The sequence below is a fragment of the Crossiella cryophila genome (assembly GCF_014204915.1).
GTDB classification, from domain to species: Bacteria; Actinomycetota; Actinomycetes; order Mycobacteriales; family Pseudonocardiaceae; genus Crossiella; species Crossiella cryophila.
In genome coordinates this window covers 8265638-8280776 of sequence record NZ_JACHMH010000001.1, presented here as the reverse complement: position 1 = coordinate 8280776, position 15139 = coordinate 8265638, and the positions used below count along the sequence as shown (strand labels likewise).

The 15139-nt window shown below is 70.8% G+C and carries 19 protein-coding genes; 7 read left to right on the top strand and 12 right to left on the bottom strand.

Features of this window, described 5'->3' with window-relative positions:
• Nucleotides 1–137: 137 nt before the first annotated feature.
• Nucleotides 138–1031, bottom strand: a complete 894-nt coding sequence (locus HNR67_RS35500; protein ID WP_185007109.1) for a TetR/AcrR family transcriptional regulator — start codon at nucleotides 1029–1031, stop codon at nucleotides 138–140.
• A gap of 127 nt (nucleotides 1032–1158) precedes the next feature.
• On the opposite strand from HNR67_RS35500, the gene HNR67_RS35495 reads away from it, so the two are divergent.
• Nucleotides 1159–1464 (top strand): hypothetical protein, encoded by a 306-nt coding sequence (locus HNR67_RS35495; protein WP_185007107.1) that lies wholly within the window; start codon nucleotides 1159–1161, stop codon nucleotides 1462–1464.
• Between the two features lie 205 nt (nucleotides 1465–1669).
• Here the strand turns inward: HNR67_RS35495 and HNR67_RS35490 are convergent, their stop codons facing one another.
• On the bottom strand, nucleotides 1670–2053 hold the full coding sequence (locus tag HNR67_RS35490) for an ATP-binding protein (RefSeq protein WP_185007105.1): 384 nt from the start codon (nucleotides 2051–2053) through the stop codon (nucleotides 1670–1672).
• Between the two features lie 600 nt (nucleotides 2054–2653).
• Between HNR67_RS35490 and HNR67_RS35485 the strand changes: the two genes are divergently transcribed.
• Nucleotides 2654–2962 (top strand): DUF1905 domain-containing protein, encoded by a 309-nt coding sequence (locus HNR67_RS35485; protein ID WP_221490163.1) that lies wholly within the window; start codon nucleotides 2654–2656, stop codon nucleotides 2960–2962.
• Between the two features lie 9 nt (nucleotides 2963–2971).
• Here HNR67_RS35485 and HNR67_RS35480 read toward each other — a convergent pair whose 3' ends face one another.
• Nucleotides 2972–3595, bottom strand: a complete 624-nt coding sequence (locus HNR67_RS35480) for an alpha-ketoglutarate-dependent dioxygenase AlkB (protein WP_185007103.1) — start codon at nucleotides 3593–3595, stop codon at nucleotides 2972–2974.
• A 307-nt stretch (nucleotides 3596–3902) separates the two neighbouring features.
• Here HNR67_RS35480 and HNR67_RS35475 point away from each other — a divergent pair, with 307 nt between their 5' ends.
• Nucleotides 3903–4514 carry a TIGR03086 family metal-binding protein gene (locus tag HNR67_RS35475; RefSeq protein WP_185007102.1) on the top strand — a complete coding sequence of 204 codons (612 nt, stop codon included), beginning with the start codon at nucleotides 3903–3905 and terminating at the stop codon, nucleotides 4512–4514.
• Here HNR67_RS35475 and HNR67_RS35470 read toward each other — a convergent pair.
• Nucleotides 4511–4879, bottom strand: coding sequence for a winged helix-turn-helix transcriptional regulator (locus HNR67_RS35470; protein WP_185007100.1), 369 nt, complete (start codon nucleotides 4877–4879; stop codon nucleotides 4511–4513). The genes HNR67_RS35475 and HNR67_RS35470 overlap by 4 nt on opposite strands.
• Nucleotides 4880–5006: 127 nt before the next feature.
• On the opposite strand from HNR67_RS35470, the gene HNR67_RS35465 reads away from it, so the two are divergent.
• Nucleotides 5007–5861 carry an SDR family oxidoreductase gene (locus HNR67_RS35465; RefSeq protein WP_185007098.1) on the top strand — a complete coding sequence of 285 codons (855 nt, stop codon included), beginning with the start codon at nucleotides 5007–5009 and terminating at the stop codon, nucleotides 5859–5861.
• An 82-nt stretch (nucleotides 5862–5943) separates the two neighbouring features.
• Here the strand turns inward: HNR67_RS35465 and HNR67_RS35460 are convergent, their stop codons facing one another.
• The gene (locus tag HNR67_RS35460; RefSeq protein WP_185007096.1) at nucleotides 5944–6915 is read right to left on the bottom strand and encodes an aldo/keto reductase; all 972 of its coding nucleotides are present in this window, start codon (nucleotides 6913–6915) and stop codon (nucleotides 5944–5946) included.
• 76 nt (nucleotides 6916–6991) lie between these two features.
• Between HNR67_RS35460 and HNR67_RS35455 the strand changes: the two genes are divergently transcribed.
• The gene (locus tag HNR67_RS35455) at nucleotides 6992–7822 is read left to right on the top strand and encodes a helix-turn-helix domain-containing protein (protein ID WP_185007094.1); all 831 of its coding nucleotides are present in this window, start codon (nucleotides 6992–6994) and stop codon (nucleotides 7820–7822) included.
• A gap of 94 nt (nucleotides 7823–7916) precedes the next feature.
• On the top strand, nucleotides 7917–8972 hold the full coding sequence (locus HNR67_RS35450; protein ID WP_185007092.1) for an Rv2578c family radical SAM protein: 1056 nt from the start codon (nucleotides 7917–7919) through the stop codon (nucleotides 8970–8972).
• Nucleotides 8973–9036: 64 nt separating this feature from the next.
• On the opposite strand, the gene HNR67_RS35445 is transcribed toward HNR67_RS35450, so the two are convergent.
• Nucleotides 9037–9552: a PaaI family thioesterase gene (locus HNR67_RS35445; protein WP_185007090.1), complete on the bottom strand. Its 516-nt coding sequence runs from the start codon at nucleotides 9550–9552 to the stop codon at nucleotides 9037–9039.
• Nucleotides 9553–9612: 60 nt separating this feature from the next.
• Here HNR67_RS35445 and HNR67_RS35440 point away from each other — a divergent pair, with 60 nt between their 5' ends.
• A complete protein-coding gene (locus tag HNR67_RS35440; RefSeq protein WP_185007088.1) occupies nucleotides 9613–10050 on the top strand; it encodes a winged helix-turn-helix transcriptional regulator in 438 nt (145 codons plus the stop codon).
• A gap of 705 nt (nucleotides 10051–10755) precedes the next feature.
• Here HNR67_RS35440 and HNR67_RS35435 read toward each other — a convergent pair.
• From HNR67_RS35435 to HNR67_RS35410, 6 genes are all read right to left on the bottom strand, one after another.
• A complete protein-coding gene (locus HNR67_RS35435) occupies nucleotides 10756–11304 on the bottom strand; it encodes a GNAT family N-acetyltransferase (protein WP_185007086.1) in 549 nt (182 codons plus the stop codon).
• 41 nt (nucleotides 11305–11345) lie between these two features.
• Nucleotides 11346–11927 carry a DUF4865 family protein gene (locus tag HNR67_RS35430; protein WP_185007084.1) on the bottom strand — a complete coding sequence of 194 codons (582 nt, stop codon included), beginning with the start codon at nucleotides 11925–11927 and terminating at the stop codon, nucleotides 11346–11348.
• Nucleotides 11928–12003: 76 nt separating this feature from the next.
• A complete protein-coding gene (locus tag HNR67_RS35425) occupies nucleotides 12004–12951 on the bottom strand; it encodes a hypothetical protein (RefSeq protein WP_185007082.1) in 948 nt (315 codons plus the stop codon).
• A complete protein-coding gene (locus HNR67_RS35420; RefSeq protein WP_185007080.1) occupies nucleotides 12944–14056 on the bottom strand; it encodes a hypothetical protein in 1113 nt (370 codons plus the stop codon). Before HNR67_RS35420 ends, HNR67_RS35425 begins: the two co-directional genes overlap by 8 nt.
• The gene (locus HNR67_RS35415) at nucleotides 14053–14583 is read right to left on the bottom strand and encodes a hypothetical protein (RefSeq protein ID WP_185007078.1); all 531 of its coding nucleotides are present in this window, start codon (nucleotides 14581–14583) and stop codon (nucleotides 14053–14055) included. Before HNR67_RS35415 ends, HNR67_RS35420 begins: the two co-directional genes overlap by 4 nt.
• Nucleotides 14584–14647: 64 nt before the next feature.
• A complete protein-coding gene (locus tag HNR67_RS35410; protein ID WP_185007076.1) occupies nucleotides 14648–15085 on the bottom strand; it encodes a nuclear transport factor 2 family protein in 438 nt (145 codons plus the stop codon).
• Between the last annotated feature and the right edge of the window lie 54 nt (nucleotides 15086–15139).

The window sequence follows — 15139 nt, the reverse complement described above, 5'->3', positions numbered from 1 at the left end:
TGTCCCGTTCGGTCTCAGTTGGCAGGCCAGTTCCCCGCCGCCCAGTTCCCCGCTGTGCCGCGGCCGGCACCTCGCGGCCCCGTGCCCCGGTTTCCCCCGGCTCAGCAGGCGTTCCCTCAGTCGGCATTGGCATCGGCTCAGCCCTGCCCACTCTGGTCTGCCCTGGCCTGACCTGTCGCGGCCCGTCTTGTCTCCGCCCGTTCTGTTTCGGCCCGTCCCGCCCCGCTCAGCCCTGCCTCGCTCTGGTCCGCCCCGTTCTGGTCCGCCGCAGCCCTGCCTTCCCCAGCCCTGCCCGCCCCGATCCGGTCTGTCTCGATCCGGTCTGTCTCGGCCCCACCCGCTCCAGTGCTTTCCACCTCGCCCCGGTCTGGTCCAGCCTGGCCTGCCTCGGCCCCACCCGTTCCAGCGCTGCCCGCCACGATCCTGTTCGCTGCAGTCCGATCTGCCTCGGCCAGTTCCGGCGCCGACCACAACCCGGCCAACAACCGCCACAGTTGTTCCGGCACCTGCGGGTCCGCCGGTTCCAGCCGGGTCGCGAGCCAACCGTCCGCCGCCCGGAACACCGCGGCCGTCGCCGCCCGCATCAGCTCCGGATCCACCTCCGCCCGCACCAGCCCCAACCTCCGGCCATCGGCGAGCAGCGCGTCCAGCCACGCCGCCAGCCGCTGGTCCGCCTCGACCGTGATCATCGCCACGGCCACCGCCAGGTCCGCCGGGGTGGCGACCACGTGGGTGAGCAGGCGGGTGGTGCCCGCGTGGAGTTCCCGCCAGAAGTCGGCGCGGGTCAGCACTTCCGGCCAGTCGCCCAGGGTGTCGGCCAGGCGGTCTCGGGCGTCGGCGACCACGGCGGCGAGTAGGTCCTCCCGGCCGTCGAAGTACTGGTAGGCGCTGGTCTTGGAGATCCCGGCGGCCGTGATGATCTTGTTGTAGGAGGCGCCGTCCAGGCCGTCCGCGGCGAAATGCGCGCGGGCGATGTCCAGGAGGTGTCGACGGCGTTCGGTGGGTAACCGGAAGTAGCGCGGCAAGGGCATGAACCAATAGTGCGCACTAATGGGGTGTACCGCAAGTACACCTTGATGGTTGACACTGCGCGGCACCAGAACCGTCGCTAGCGTGGCCCACTTCGACAGCCGTGCCGACTACGGAGGGAACCCACCGATGCTCGCTCTCACGCCCACGGCCATCGAGGTCGTCCGCACGATCGTCGCCGCCGACGGGGTGCCGGAAGGCTCCGGCCTGCGATTCTCTGCCAGCGGCGAGGACCGGCCCGGCGAACTGCAGATGACCCTCGCCTCCGGCCCGGAACAGAACGACCAGGTGCTGGTCGGCGAGGGCGCGCACGTCTTCCTCGACCCGCAGGCCGCTGCCTTCCTCGACGACAAGATCCTGGACGCCGAGGTCGACGAGGAGGGACAGCTCTCGTTCGCGCTGGGCGAGCAGGCGGCTCCGCCCGCGAGCAACTAGCCGCGTCCGGGCTGCCCGATTGTCCGGCGTCCCGACTGCCCGGGGCGCCTCGGCGGCGTTGACCGTCGCGGGTGTTGATCGTGACCGGAGTTGACCGTGATCGGCGTGGCGGGTCGACGACGACTGCCCGCCGGTCCGGTCGCGCCGTGGGTCCGGCGATTCCGGCGTTCGGCTGAACCGGGAGCCTTGCTCGGCGGTCGTGGTCCTATCCGGTCAGTTCCGCCCAGACGATCTTGCCCTCGCTGGTCGGCTCGTGTCCCCAGCGGGCCGAGAGCGCTTCGACCAACTGCAGACCGCGCCGCCGCACCGAGTCCACCGGACCCCGGTGCAACCGTGGCGGCACCGGGCTGCCGTCGCTGACCCGGATCAGCACGCCGCCAGTCTTCGGCAGCAACTCGATCCGCAACGGCCCCTTGGCGTGGTCGACCACGTTGGCCACCAGTTCATTGGCCACCAGCATGGCGTCCTCGACCACCGGCCCCGCCACACCCCACCCGGCCAGCGTCGCCCGCACCAGCAACCTGGCCTGCCGGCAGGCCGCCGCCGAGACCTCCAGGGCGGTGCTGCTCTCCGCAGGCCGGGCACTCATCTCGACGGTCCTATCTCCAGGCCGTCCTCGCCCTGGGTCACCGAGAAATGTACCCATAACCGGTAGCCGCCGTCCCATCACGCGGGCGCGTCCGGCCGGAGCGTCGCGGAGTGTCGGCCGTGGTGGGTGACGCGAAGCGCTTTCCGCGCGGGTGGGTCGGGATACGGCGTGGTGTGGGCAGAGATTCGGCGGTGACGGGGCGGGACACAGCCGGGTGTAGGTCGATATTCGGGGCGGCCAGAGCCGGGCGGTGGTCGGGTGTGCGTCGGGGTGGGCGAGTGCCGTGGAACGGGTTGAGGTCGTTGGGAGCGGGCGAGGCAGGGCGGGGTGGAGTGGTTGGGGTTGAGGGGTGTTGTCGGAGTGGAGGTCGGAACTGGTGGTGGGCAGTCGGCGGATTGTGTGTGTGGGTGGGGCTGAGTGGTGGTGTGGGGGACAGGTTGGGGAGCCGTGTGGTTGGTCGGTGGGTGCCGGGGGTGCTGGTGGGTTGTGGTCGCGCTGATTGGGTTCTGGTCGTTCGTTCCTAGACTGGGGTCGTGGCCGTGCATTCCGACATCCGGGCCACCATGCCCGGCGCTGCCGCCGACGCCGTGGTCGTCCGCGATGCCTGATCCCGCGATGCGGTTCGACTTCGACGGGGTGGTGTGGGAGTGGCGTGGGCCCGCGCCGTTTCACTTCGTGACCGTGCCGGCCGCGGAGTCCGCGCTCGTCCGGGAGTTGGCCGGCGCTGTGACCTACGGGTGGGGCATGATCCCGGTCGAGGTGGTGTTGGGGCGATCTCGTTGGCGTACCTCCTTGTATGCCAAGGACGGCGGCTATGTCCTGCCGTTGCGTGATTCCGTGCGGCACAAGGAGAACATCGCCCTGGATGACGTGGTCCAGGTGTCGATGACCCTGCGGGCGCGCCGATAGCCGACCGGGTCAGCGGACTCCTCGGGGGCGGAACTGGATGCTGATCCGGGGGCCCACCGGGCGGGCGGTCTTGGGGATGGCGTGTTCCCAGGTTCGCTGGCAGGAGCCGCCCATCACGATGAGGTCGCCGTGGCCAAGGGAATGCCTGCGGACCTCGCCGCCGCCGCGGGGGCGGAGTAACAGCGGACGTGCGGCGCCGACGGACAGGATGGCGACCATGGTGTCCTCGGTGGCGCCCCGGCCCAGGGTGTCGCCGTGCCAGGCGACGCTGTCCTGGCCGGTGCGGTAGTAGCAGAGGCCCGCGGTGCGGAAGGGCTCGCCGAGTTCGGCGGCGTAGTGGTGGTTGAGGGCGTCCCTGGCCCCGGTGAGGGTGGCGGCGGGCAGGTCCGAGTCCTCCGGGTAGAAGCAGAGCAGGCGGGGGACATCGACCACGCGGTCGTACATCTGGCGGCGTTCGGACTGCCAGGGCACGGCCCTGGCGAGTTCGTCGAAGAGTTCGTCGGCACCGGTCAGCCAGGCGGGCAGGACGTCGATCCAGGCGTCGTGCGCGAGGTGGGTGCGCTGGGCGCGGGTGAGCGGGGCGAGGCCGGGGGTGGCCTGGTCGAAGAGGGAGGTCTGCAGGGCTGGGGTCATGGCATTGAGACTAGCCCGGGATCGAACAGGTGTTCTAAATTCTCCGCCTGGAATCTTCCATCGTGTGACCTGGTGTCGCTGAATCGGGTGTGGGTTGGTTGCCGTGGGTCTTGGGGTGGTGGCGGGGCAGGGCTGTGAGCAGGGTGGATCCGAGGGGGCTCGGTCCCGCCATCGTGGTGGCTGTGGCGATTGGCTGCGGAGAGTAGTGCTGCGGGGGTGGTGGCCGGTTCACCGATGATTCCCGGCCGCTTTCCGGGTCTGTATTGATGAGTGCCGGCGGTCGGTGCGGGAAGGGGAGCCGGCGGCCATGACGGGGACGGGCGGGGCGCCGCTGCTGGGCGGGGTCGACCTGCTGGAACGCGCGGTCCGCTACGCCATGGGCGGCCTGGACCTGGTGACCCCGGCGACCCTGACCTGGCCCACTCCCTGCCCGGACTGGGACGTCCGCGCGCTGCTGCACCACCTGGAGGACTCCCTGGCCGCGCTCGCCGAGGCCGCTGACCTGGGCCAGGTCGCGCTGACCCCGGCCCGTCGCGAGCAACCCGCCGCCGACCTGGTCGGCAGCCTTCGCCGGCACGCCGCCCGGCTGGTCCGGAGCTGGCGTCGCCGGGACGGTCCGGACCTGGTTGCGGTCGCGGGCTGTCCGGTCACCGCGACCCTGGTGGTGGTCACCGGCGCGGTCGAGATCGCCGTGCACGGCTGGGACCTGGCGGTGGCCTGCGACGGCGACCACCCGCTGCCGGAGTCCCTGGCCCGCGAACTCCTGGCCCTGGTCCCGCTGTTCGTCACCGCCGCCGACCGCCCGCACCGCTTCGGCCCGGTGACCCACGAGGGGCCGGACGCGGGCGCTGGCGAGTTCCTGCTGGCCTACCTCGGCCGCGATCCGGCCTGGCGTGGCCGATCCCGCTGGAGCGCCTAGCGTGCGGCCGCCTTGACCTGGTCGAACTCGGCGCGCGCGGCCAGCACCTCACCCATGTGCTCCCGGGCCCAGCGGTCCAGGTAGGTGACGGTCTCGGCCAGGTTGTGCCCCAGCGGGGTCAGCGCGTACTCCACCCGCGGCGGCACCTCGGCGTAGGCGGTGCGGGTGAGCATGCCGTCGCGCACCAGGCTGCGCAGGGTCTGGGACAGCACCTTCTGCGAGATGCCGTTGATCCACGTGCCGATCTCGGTGAACCGGCGCGGGCCGTCCCGCAGGGACAACACGATCAGCACCGTCCACTGGTCGCCGATGCGGTCGAGCAGCTGCCGGGTCGGACAGTCCCGGTCGTTCGGATCGAATTCCACGACGTCAGCTCCTTTGGTTCCCCTGAGATAGTAACTGACTTCAAAGTCATTACTAACTTTGGGGAAGTATTGGGATGCGAAGCCGGTTGGAGCGGATGGAAGAACCCCACCGCTCCAGGAGGCAGTAATGACGATCGTGGTGACCGGCGCTACCGGACAGCTCGGCAGGCTCGTGGTCCAGCACCTGCTGACCAAGGTCCCCGCGGATCAGGTGATCGGCAGCGTGCGCAACCCGGACAAGGGCGCCGACCTGGGCATCGAGCTTCGTCATGGCGACTTCGACCGCCCCGAGACCCTGGCCGCCGCCTTCGCGGGCGCGGACAAGCTCCTGATCATCTCCACCGACGGGGAGGGGGCCGCCGAGCGGGTCCGCCAGCACACCAACGCCGTCCAGGCCGCCAAGGCCGCCGGGGTGCAGCACATTCTGTACACCTCGCTGACCTCGGCGGACACCGCCACGATCGTGCTGGCCGACACCCACCGCCCCACCGAGGAAGTGATCAAGGCAAGCGGCATCCCGTACACGATCCTGCGCAACAACTGGTACTTCGAGAACGACCTGGGCACCATCGCGGGCGCGCTGGCCACCGGCGCCCTGGCCACCTCCAGCCGGAGCGGGCGGTTTGCCCCGGCGGCGCGGGCGGACTTCGCCGCCGCCGCGGCGGCCGCGCTGACCACCGAAGGTCACCAGAACACGATCTACGAGCTGGGCGGGCCGGTGTCCTACAGCTACGCCGACTTCGCCAAGCTGATCTCCGAAGCCGCGGGCAAGGACGTGGAGTACGTCGAGATCAGCCCGGCGGAGGCCAAGGCCGGTCTGCTCGCCGCCGGTCTGCCCGAGGGCCTCGCAGGCCTGATCGTGGACAGCTACCGGGCGATCGGCGAGGGCGAGCTGGATGTGCCGCGCGGGGACCTGGAGAAGCTGATCGGCCGGCCCGCGCTGCCGCTGCGCGAGTTCATCGCCCAGGCGGTGCGCGGCTGACCGGCGTGCGTCCGGTCCTGGCGGGTGGGCGGCGTGCCCTCGGGCCAGGACCGGGACCCGGCCGAGCTGATCGGCCGGGGTGTCAGCGGCCGTCCAGGCGGGTGGCGGCGTTGCCGAAGCAGAACGGGGCGGGCTCGCATTCGGCGATGAAGTCGCCGGGGAAGCCCAGCTCGAACGGCGCGGCCGACTCCAGGCGGTCCAGGGCGTCCTGGGGGAGGACCAGGTCGAGCGCGGCCAGGTTCTCGGTGAGCTGGGCCAGGCTGCTCACCCCGACCAGCGGCAACACCGCCTTCGACCGGCTGCGCAGCCAGGCCAGCGCCACCTGCGCGGGCCGTGCGCCCAGGTCCTCGGCGACGGTGCGCACGGCCTCGGCGGCGGCGAGTTCGCGCGGGGTGAGGGTGGCCGGGTCGACCCGGTTGGACTCGGCGGTGGCGGTCAGCTTGCCCGAGGCCAGCGGCGCCCATGCGGTCACGCTCATCCCGAACGCCTCGGCCATCGGCAGCAGTTCGCGCTCGATGTCGCGGCGCAGCAGGTTGTAGGGGACCTGTAGACCGGCGAATGGGGTCTGGCCGCGCCATTCGGCGAGGGTGTTCGCCCTGGCCACCACCCAGGCGGGGGCGTCGGAGACGCCGGTGTAGAGGATCTTGCCCGCGCGCACGGCGTCATCCAGCGCGCGCATGGTCTCCTCCAGGGGAGTGTGCCGGTCCCAGAGGTGCACCCAGTAGATGTCGAGGTAGTCGGTGCGCAGCCGACGCAGGCTCTGCTCCAGGGAGCGGGTCAGGTTCTTGCGGTGGTTGCCCGCGGCGTTCGGGTCGTCGTGGTCGCGGGAGAGGGTGTACTTGGTGCCGAGCACGAACCGGTCCCGGCGGGTGAGGATCTCACCCAGTAGTGCCTCGCCGTCGCCGTAGGCCGAGGCGGTGTCCAGCACGTTGCCGCCGGCGTCGGCGTAGGCGTCGATGATGCGCCGCGCCTCGGCCTGGTCGCCGAACACCATGGTGCCCAACAGGATTTCCGAGACGCGCAGGCCGGTCTGGCCGAAAAGTCGGTACCGCATGCCGCCCATCCTGCGGCCGGCGGGCCTGTGGATGGGAGACCGTGCGAGGGACCCTTTCCGCGTAAGGTCGAGGACCGTGGCGGACAACGTGCTGGGTGGTTTCCTGCGGGCGCGCCGGGAAGCGGTCACCCCGGCGGAGGTCGGGCTGCCCGCGGGCCCGCGCCGGCGCACGCCCGGACTGCGGCGCGGTGAGCTGGCCGAGCTGGCCGGGATCAGCGTGGAATACCTGACCCGGCTGGAACGCGGCAGCGACCGGCACCCGTCCGGGCAGGTGCTGGGCGCGCTGGCCGACGCGCTGGGCTTCACCGCGGACGAGCGGGTGCACCTGTACCGCCTGATCAAGGCGAGTACCGGGACGGCCTGCGCGTTCGCCGCGAGTCAGGCGATCGAACTGCGGCCGACCGTGCGCACGCTGCTGGACCAGCTCGAACCGGCGCCCGCGTGCGTGCTCACCGCGCACGGCGAGGTGCTGGCGAGCACCGCGGGGTTCCGGCGGTTGGCCGCGGCGACCGGGTTGCTGGATGAGGAGCCGGTCAACCTCAGCCGGTTCGTCTTCGGCGATCCGCGTGCCCGCGCCGTGTTCCCGGACTGGGCCAGGGTGGCCGACGAGCGGGCCGCGGTCCTGCGCACCGCGGCGGATCTGGGTGATCACCCGGCGGCGGTGCTGGCCGAGGAGCTGTCGATCATGCTGGGCGCGGAGTTCAGCCGCCGGTACGCCGCGGCCGTGGTGCTGCCCGCGTGGACCGGCGTCGAACACTGGGCGCATCCGGAGGCCGGGCCGCTGACCCTGGGCTACGAGAGCCTGCCGCTGCCGGGCACGGACGAGCTGCGGCTGCTCGTCTACCTGCCGGTGGATCGGGCCACCGCGGACGCACTGGCCGCGCTGCACACCGGGGCGGCGGTGTGATCGAGGAGCCGAACGCCGGTCGCGTCAACGGGTTATCCACAGCGCCGCCAGCCTGAACTTGCGTTCGAATCGAACATATGTTCGACTCGATGGCATGCGATGGGAAGCACAACGGATCGACGCCGGGCAGCCGGCGCTGTTGTCGCTGTCCGGGTTCATCCGCTCGGTACGCACACCCGAGTTCGCCGGCGTCACCTTCCACGAGGTCCGCGCCAAGTCGGTGCTCAACCGGGTGCCCGCCGCCTCCAGCATGCCCTTCGGCTGGACGGTCAACCCCTACCGTGGCTGCGCGCATGCCTGCACCTACTGCTTCGCCCGCAACTCGCACACCTACCTCGACCTGGACGCCGGAGCGGACTTCGACACCCAGGTGATCGTCAAGATCAACGCGGCCGAGGTGCTGGCCAAACAGGTCCGCGGGCCGAAGTGGACGCGCGAGCACGTCGCGATGGGCACCAACACCGATCCGTACCAGCGGGCCGAGGGCCGGTATCAGCTGATGCCCGGCATCATCCGCGCGCTGGCCGACTCCGGCACCCCGCTGTCCATCCTGACCAAGGGCACCGTGCTGGCCCGCGATATCCCGCTGCTCGCCGAGGCCGCCACCCAGATCCCGGTCGGCCTGGGCGTTTCCCTCGCCTTGCTCGACCGCGACCTGCAACGCAGCCTGGAACCCGGTACCCCGAGTCCGCAGGCCCGGCTGGACCTGGTGCGCCGACTCGCCGACGCCGGCCTGCCCTGCGGTGTGTTCGTCGCCCCGGTGCTGCCCTGGCTCACCGACGGCACCGAGCGCCTGGACGAGTTGTTGGGCCAGATCGCCGCCGCCGGCGCCAGCGGCGTCACGGTGCTGGCCCTGCACCTGCGCCCCGGCGCCCGCGAGTGGTTCCTGCGCTGGCTGGCCAGGGAACATCCCGACCGGGTCGCGGGCTATCGCCGGATCTACGGCCGCGGCAGCTACGCCGACAAGCGCTACCGGACCTGGCTCGCCGAACGCATGGCACCGCTGTTACGACGCCATGGCCTGGACCGCCGCGGCCGGACGTTGACCGGGGTGCCGGGTGACGAGGGCGCGGTGTGGCCGGAAGGCAGCCTGCCCGAGGGCGCCCCCATCGCGCCCCCGGTCGACCAGGAACAACTCACCCTGTTGTGAGTCGCGGCTTTGCCCGCGAGCCAACGCGTTGTCCGCCAGCCTTGTCCGTCAAGGCTCGCGCGGATCAGATCGGCATGACCAGGCAGCTGCTGGTGGCGGTCGCGACCAGCTTGCCCGCCGCGTCGGTGACACTCGCCTCCGCGAACGCGATCCGCCGCCCCGGCTTGGTCACCCAGCCCCGCGCGATCAGCTCGCCGCTGTCCGCGTGCACGGGCCGCAGGTAGCTGACCTTGATCTCCACCGAGGTGTAGCCCGTCCCGGCCGGCAACGTGCTGTGCACGGCGCACCCCGCCGCCGAGTCCAGGAGTGTGCAGACCAGTCCGCCATGCACCACGCCGATCGGGTTGTAGGCGGATTCGTCTGGCGTGCAGGCGAAGACAACCTCGCCCTCCCGCACCGACACCGCCCGAAAACCCATCAGCCCGCCGATCGGCGAGGGTGGCAACTTCCCCTCGATCATCTCGGTCAGATACTCCAGCCCTGACAACCCCGCCCCGACCTTGGCCAGCGCGAAAGGGTCGTACCAGGTCACCGTCTTGCTCCGGGGCTCACCCCAGGACGCGGGCGCCAGCTCACTCATGTGCGGGACCGTATCATCTAGGTTCGCAAGTCGAACTCAACTCGTGGAAGAATCACACCCGTGACCGCCCCCAGAACCTGCTCGGTAGCCCTGTCCCTGGAAGTCCTGGGCGAACGCTGGTCACTGCTGGTCCTACGCGAGGTCTTCCTGGGCAACCGCCGTTTCGAGACCATCCGCCACCACACCGGCGCCCCAAGGGCAATCCTCACCGCCCGCCTGAACACGTTGGTGGACAACGGGATCCTGTCCCGGCAGGAGTACCGCGAGGCGGGGGCGCGGGCTCGTCAGGAGTACCGGCTCACCTCGGCGGGCCGAGAACTCCAGCCGGTGCTGACCGCCTTGATGCAGTGGGGCGACAAGCACCTGGTCGCCCCGGCGCCACCACCGCTGGAACTGCGCCACCGGGACTGCGGCGGCCAGGTCCGCGCGATCCTGACCTGCGACCACGGTCACCAACTCCCGGACACCGGCGCCGGCCTCGACCCCCGGCCCCGGTAACCCGGCCCGGCTGCCCGCCCCGGCTGCCCGCCCCGGTCAGGCCAGGCGCGCGGCAGCCCGTCGACGCGCGGCAGTCCGTCGAGCGGCGCCCGGCCCGCGTGACGAGGCGATCGCCTTGCCCAGGCCGACTGCCAGCGCATCGTGCGGTCCCGCCGTCAGCGTGCTGCCAGGCCCGGACTCGGCTGGGTTGGCTCGCTGCCCGCTCCGCGTTCCGGTCGGTTGGTGGCCGTGGTCGCAGGTGCAGAGAGCCAGACCGGTCTCGGCTCGCTGGCCAGGCCGGACGTTCGCCTCGTCGGAGCACTCGGCCTGTCCACACCGTCTGGCGGTCGCTGGGCGTGCCTCGGGGCTCGCCGTCCCCCGCCCCGCACTCTGCTCTATTGCGGCAACGATTCGATCAGAGTGCAAGGTTCCGGCTGCGGGTCACTCAACCTGGTGAATCTCAACGCCGGTTTTGCTGGGCCCGGTGGGCTCGGGCTGGGGTAGCCGAATCCAAGCTACCAGCCAACAAATCCATGCCGTCAACTCACTCGCTCAACCCGCCTCCACCCAGCCAAGCCGATACCCGCCAAGCCAATCCACCAGCCTCCACCCCGGCAACCCGACCGACCTGCCAACCAGAGCTGCCGACCCAGCCAACCCGACCCGCCTGCCAGCCGCCCCGTCAACCGCCCCGCCTGCCGACCCAATCAACCCACCCCCAACCCCTCACCCCACCGGCCGATCCAACTGCCACACCACATCCACCCCAACCTCCCCCGGACTCAACGGCTCCCGCGGCGGCTCATGCCGGGCCACCTCCGCGAACCCCAACCGCTTCGGCACCGCCCCACTCCGCACATTCGCCAGGTCATGCCAGATCTGTACGAACTCGATGTCCGGCAACGAGAACGCCGCCTGGACCAGGGCGGCCGCGGCTTCGGTGGCGTAGCCCGTGCCGACCTGGTCCGGGTGTAGCCAGTAGCCGATTTCCAGGCCTCCTGGGCCTATTCGGCGTTCCAGGGCGGTGGCGCCGATCAGGTGGTTTTTGTGGGTTATGGCGTAGCTGTAGGCGGTGTGGGATTGCCAGCTTTGGTGGACGAAGGTCAGCCAGGTTGTGGCGGTTTCCCTGGTGTATTCGGCTTCTGCCCAGGGCATCCAGGGGCGGAGGTGGGGGAGGGCTGCGGTTACTGCCTGGTGGACTTCGTCCACATCGGACTGGTGTAGGCGACGCAGGAGTAGGCGGGGGGTGGGGATTTGTTCGGGTGGGGCGGTCATGGGGGGCATTTTGTCAACTTTGGGGTTTGGGGGCTGGGGATTTACCAGTGGCGGCCGGTGGGGAGGTCTTTCAGTTCTGGGCGGGACAGGTGCAGGACCTGGAAGGGGACGCCGGTGCCGGGTGGGGGTTCGGCGGTCCACAGGGTGTAGCGGAGGAGTTCCCAGGTTCGGGGGTCCAGGGCCAGGGCGGTGCTGTGGATGCCGGGGGTGGTGGCGTGGGTTTCCAGGGCGGCTACGGCGGATTCCACCGCGGCGCCGGGTTCGGGGGAGCAGAGGGAGGACAGTTCGGTGGTGGCGGTGGTGGGGACCATCGCACTGGCTGGGCCGCGTTCGAAGGCCAGGCCGGTCCAGTGTTGGACGACGGGGCGGCCGAAGTCGTTGCAGATGCCCTGGAAACCCTTGCCCCACAGGAAATCGTTCATTCCCCTGGTGGTGCGCCACAGGTAGAACGGGGCGTACTGGTTGACCGGGGAACCTGCCACTCCCCGTTCCCGGATCAGGTAGGACTTCAGGCCCAGACCGGGGAAAGTGTCCAAAGTGGACCCTTTGCTGGCCACCCGTTCCCGGATGATGCCCATGTCGTAGTCGGCGGGCAGGGTGATCGCGTACCGCATCGCGTGCATGACCGGTGATCTCCTTCGGAAGGGGTCCGAGGTGTCTGCCCCGGTACTGTACATACCAATAGGTACAGCGGGGAAGTCAGCGTAGTTCAGGCCAGAGGGTGAGCCATTCGGCCAGGTCAGCGGCGATGGCAGGGTTGGTGACCCGGCGGCGATAGCGGGCCGCGGTGGCGATGATCTCTCGGGTCAGCAGCTGGTCGGGGAGTTGTGGGCCGCGGACGGTGGGGTCGGCCCAGCGGGTTTGGGCGGGGGTGAGGGGGACCGCGGCGAGGGCTTGGCGGACGAACTCGTCTGGGGTGGGGGAGGGGAGTTCGAGGGGCGGGGAGGGTGGGGAGGGTTCGGTGGGCCGCGGGGCCGGAGCCGAGGACGGGGTTGAGGACAGGGACGGGGACGAGGTTGAGGTTGGGGACGAGGTTGAGGATGAGGACAGGGTTGGGGGTGAGGACGGGGGCAGGGTTGGGGCTGTGGGTGGCTGGTGGGTGGAGGTTTCCCTGGGTGCGTTGCCCAGGGGGAGGTGGCGGGGGTGGGCGCTGGAGCTGATGCTGTAGACGTCGCCGAAGCCCAGGTCCGGGTAGTCGGGGTCTGGGGCGGGGTGGTGGTTGAGGACCAGCAGGGTGGTGCCGGAGGCCGGTTGTTCGAACTGGAGGTAGTCGTCGTCCACGTACGGCCGCTGGACCAGGGGGATGTCGCGTTGGGCCAGGGCCGCCTGGAGGTCGGTGAACCGGGTGCGTTGACGGAACTCGCCGTGGCGGGCGGTGAGCATCTCGTTCGGCCTGCACCAGTCGCCGGGCAGGCGGTGCAGTTGCAGGGAGAAGTGGTGGCCGGTCCAGTGTTCGGCGATGGAGGCTCTGCCCCAGAAGATCTCGGCCAGGCCGTAGTCGCGCCACCAGTGGTGGGTGCTGATGTTCAGGCCGTCCGGGCCCTCGCCGCCGAGCAGGGCGTCTACCTGGGCCGGGCCCCAGTGGCGGTCGATGCCGAGCAGGGTTCCGGTGGCGATGGCTTCGACATAGCAGTCGAGATCAGTCACTCCGCATTTCTAACAAGCCCGCCGAACGGCCGAATTCCGGCCACACCCGCAGCCACTCGCCCAGCTCGGCGATGACCGCTGAGTCACGCAGGAACGGGCGCAGCCGGGCCGCGGTCTCCACCAGCTGCCGGGCACGCAGCAGCGGGCGGACCTCGGTGCCGTGCAGGCCGGGCACGCCCCAGCGTTGTTCGGCGTCGACGCGGTCCAGGGGCACCCCGGCGAGCAGGGTGGTGGTCAGGTCCTCGGCGACCGGCAGCAGTGCGGGGCGGTCCTCGGAACCGTTGTGGCCGTACAGCTCCAGGCGGGCGGCGGACTCGGCGACGCGGCGGGCCACCTCGGCCGGGTCCAGGGCACCACGGCGGACGGCCTGGTCGGCGAACCACAGGTACAGCGGCACCCACACCGCCTCGGCGCTCTCCCGCCAGCCGAGTTTGATCGCGAACACGGTCAGCCTCGACCGCCACCACTCGGCCCGCTCCTGCCCGGGTGCGGGATCGTGCCGGTCCAGCCAGCGGAGGCGGTCGGCGTCCCCGGCGGTGGCCAGGTGGTTGAGGGACTGCTTGAGCGCGTCGAAGCGGGCCCTCGGCAGGTTGTGCAGCAGGCCCGGCGCGGAGATGCCGCTGATCGAGCCGATCTCCTCGGTGGGGGAGGTGACGAACTCCTCCTGGCCGACGATCTCGATCACCACCGCCTGGCTGTCCGGCTGCCAGTAGGAGCGGTGCGCCGGCATCTCCTGGGGCAGGTCGAGCAGGGGGATGTCCCGGCGCTGGAGTTCGGCGCGCAGCTCGGCGAAGGAGGGGTTCGGCTCGAACTCGCCGTAGTTCTCCCGCAGCAGCGCGGGGGTGTCGCCGAAGCCGATGGCCAGCCGGTGCACCTGCGCGCTCAGGTGCACCCCGTGCCAGGGCGCGCCGCGGCGGGACTCGCGTTCCCAGAAGTACTCCAGCAGCCCGTAGTCCAGGTTGAGCGCCTCGGTGGAGACCGCCTCGACGTACTCGCGGTTGTCCGCGTCGAAGAGTTCGTCCAGCTCGGCCGGGGTCCAGTGCCGGTCGGCGCCGAGCACCGCGCCGGTGGCCACCAGGTCGGCGTAGAAGTCGATATCGCTCATGGCGCGGGAGCGGGGCGCAGGTCGACGGTGGCGATCCGCTCGGCCCGGTAGCCGTCCAGATCCTCGGTCAGCCACTGCTCGCCGTCGCGGACCTGGTGGAAGCGGAAAGTTCCCGCACTGCGGCTGACCGACACGATCGAGCGAACCGGCACCGGCTCTGGCAGGTTCGCGGCCAGCTCACACACGGCGAAACCGAGCAGGATGCCCTGTCGCAGCAGCAGTCGCTGATCGCCCTCGTCCACGTCGAGTTCGCTGCCGTCGTCGGGCACCCCGGTGGAGACCGGCAGGTGGTAGCTCAGGTGCAGTTTGTTGGCCAGGCACTCCCGGCCGGTCAGGTCAGGACCGGCCGGGATGCCGGAGCCGGCGAGTGCGGCGAAGACCAGCGCGCCGGAGAGCCGCGCGAGTCCGGGTTCGATGACCGCCGTGTGCAGCGACGCGTGCAGCGGCTCGGTCGGCAGCGCGGTGGTGCGCAGTCCGGGGCCGCGCAGCGCCGCGACCGCGTTCTGGTTGAGCGCAACGGTGATCACCTGTGCAGTGTGCGCCAGGACGGGTCCGAAGGGGATGCCGGACCCGTCCTGGCGCGCGTATTCGTTACTGCTCGCCCCAGCCGCCCTGCACCATGGTCTGGAACAGCCAGCGCCCGCCGACCCGGCCGAGCAGGTCGCCGTAACGCACGGTCTGGCTGTGCCCGCCCACGGTGAACGTGGCGTCGCTGATCACGAACACCAGGTCCTTGCTGAGGAAGTGCGGGGTGCGCACCGAGGTGGTCTGCACGTCCTGGCCGCCGCCGAGGATCTCGGTCCACTTCTCGACGAAGACCTCCCTGGTCCAGGTCGCCGCCGAGGCGTTGCCGTCGGCGTCGGTGCTGACCACGTTGATCGGGAACAACGCCATGTCGGCCATCCGCTCGACCTGGACCGCGGCCGCGGCGCCGTCGTACTCGGCGAACCAGGCGAGCACGCTCGCCACGTCCTCGCTGGTGGGGACGTATCCGGCTCCGTCGGTGGGGAGGACATGGGTTTCGGTCACTGGCGCTCCTTCTCGTACTGCTCGTTCGGGCCGTGCTGCGGGCAGGCGGAGTAC

What these genes read in the sequence shown, in the direction of transcription:
- HNR67_RS35500 (WP_185007109.1), bottom strand. Translation starts at nt 1,031, where the DNA reads ATGCCCTTGCCGCGCTACTTCCGGTTACCCACCGAACGCCGTCGACAC.
- HNR67_RS35495 (WP_185007107.1), top strand. Translation starts at nt 1,159, where the DNA reads ATGCTCGCTCTCACGCCCACGGCCATCGAGGTCGTCCGCACGATCGTC.
- HNR67_RS35490 (WP_185007105.1), bottom strand. Translation starts at nt 2,053, where the DNA reads ATGAGTGCCCGGCCTGCGGAGAGCAGCACCGCCCTGGAGGTCTCGGCG.
- HNR67_RS35485 (WP_221490163.1), top strand. Translation starts at nt 2,654, where the DNA reads ATGCCTGATCCCGCGATGCGGTTCGACTTCGACGGGGTGGTGTGGGAG.
- HNR67_RS35480 (WP_185007103.1), bottom strand. Translation starts at nt 3,595, where the DNA reads ATGACCCCAGCCCTGCAGACCTCCCTCTTCGACCAGGCCACCCCCGGC.
- HNR67_RS35475 (WP_185007102.1), top strand. Translation starts at nt 3,903, where the DNA reads ATGACGGGGACGGGCGGGGCGCCGCTGCTGGGCGGGGTCGACCTGCTG.
- HNR67_RS35465 (WP_185007098.1), top strand. Translation starts at nt 5,007, where the DNA reads ATGACGATCGTGGTGACCGGCGCTACCGGACAGCTCGGCAGGCTCGTG.
- HNR67_RS35460 (WP_185007096.1), bottom strand. Translation starts at nt 6,915, where the DNA reads ATGCGGTACCGACTTTTCGGCCAGACCGGCCTGCGCGTCTCGGAAATC.
- HNR67_RS35450 (WP_185007092.1), top strand. Translation starts at nt 7,917, where the DNA reads ATGCGATGGGAAGCACAACGGATCGACGCCGGGCAGCCGGCGCTGTTG.
- HNR67_RS35445 (WP_185007090.1), bottom strand. Translation starts at nt 9,552, where the DNA reads ATGAGTGAGCTGGCGCCCGCGTCCTGGGGTGAGCCCCGGAGCAAGACG.
- HNR67_RS35435 (WP_185007086.1), bottom strand. Translation starts at nt 11,304, where the DNA reads ATGACCGCCCCACCCGAACAAATCCCCACCCCCCGCCTACTCCTGCGT.
- HNR67_RS35430 (WP_185007084.1), bottom strand. Translation starts at nt 11,927, where the DNA reads ATGCACGCGATGCGGTACGCGATCACCCTGCCCGCCGACTACGACATG.
- HNR67_RS35420 (WP_185007080.1), bottom strand. Translation starts at nt 14,056, where the DNA reads ATGAGCGATATCGACTTCTACGCCGACCTGGTGGCCACCGGCGCGGTG.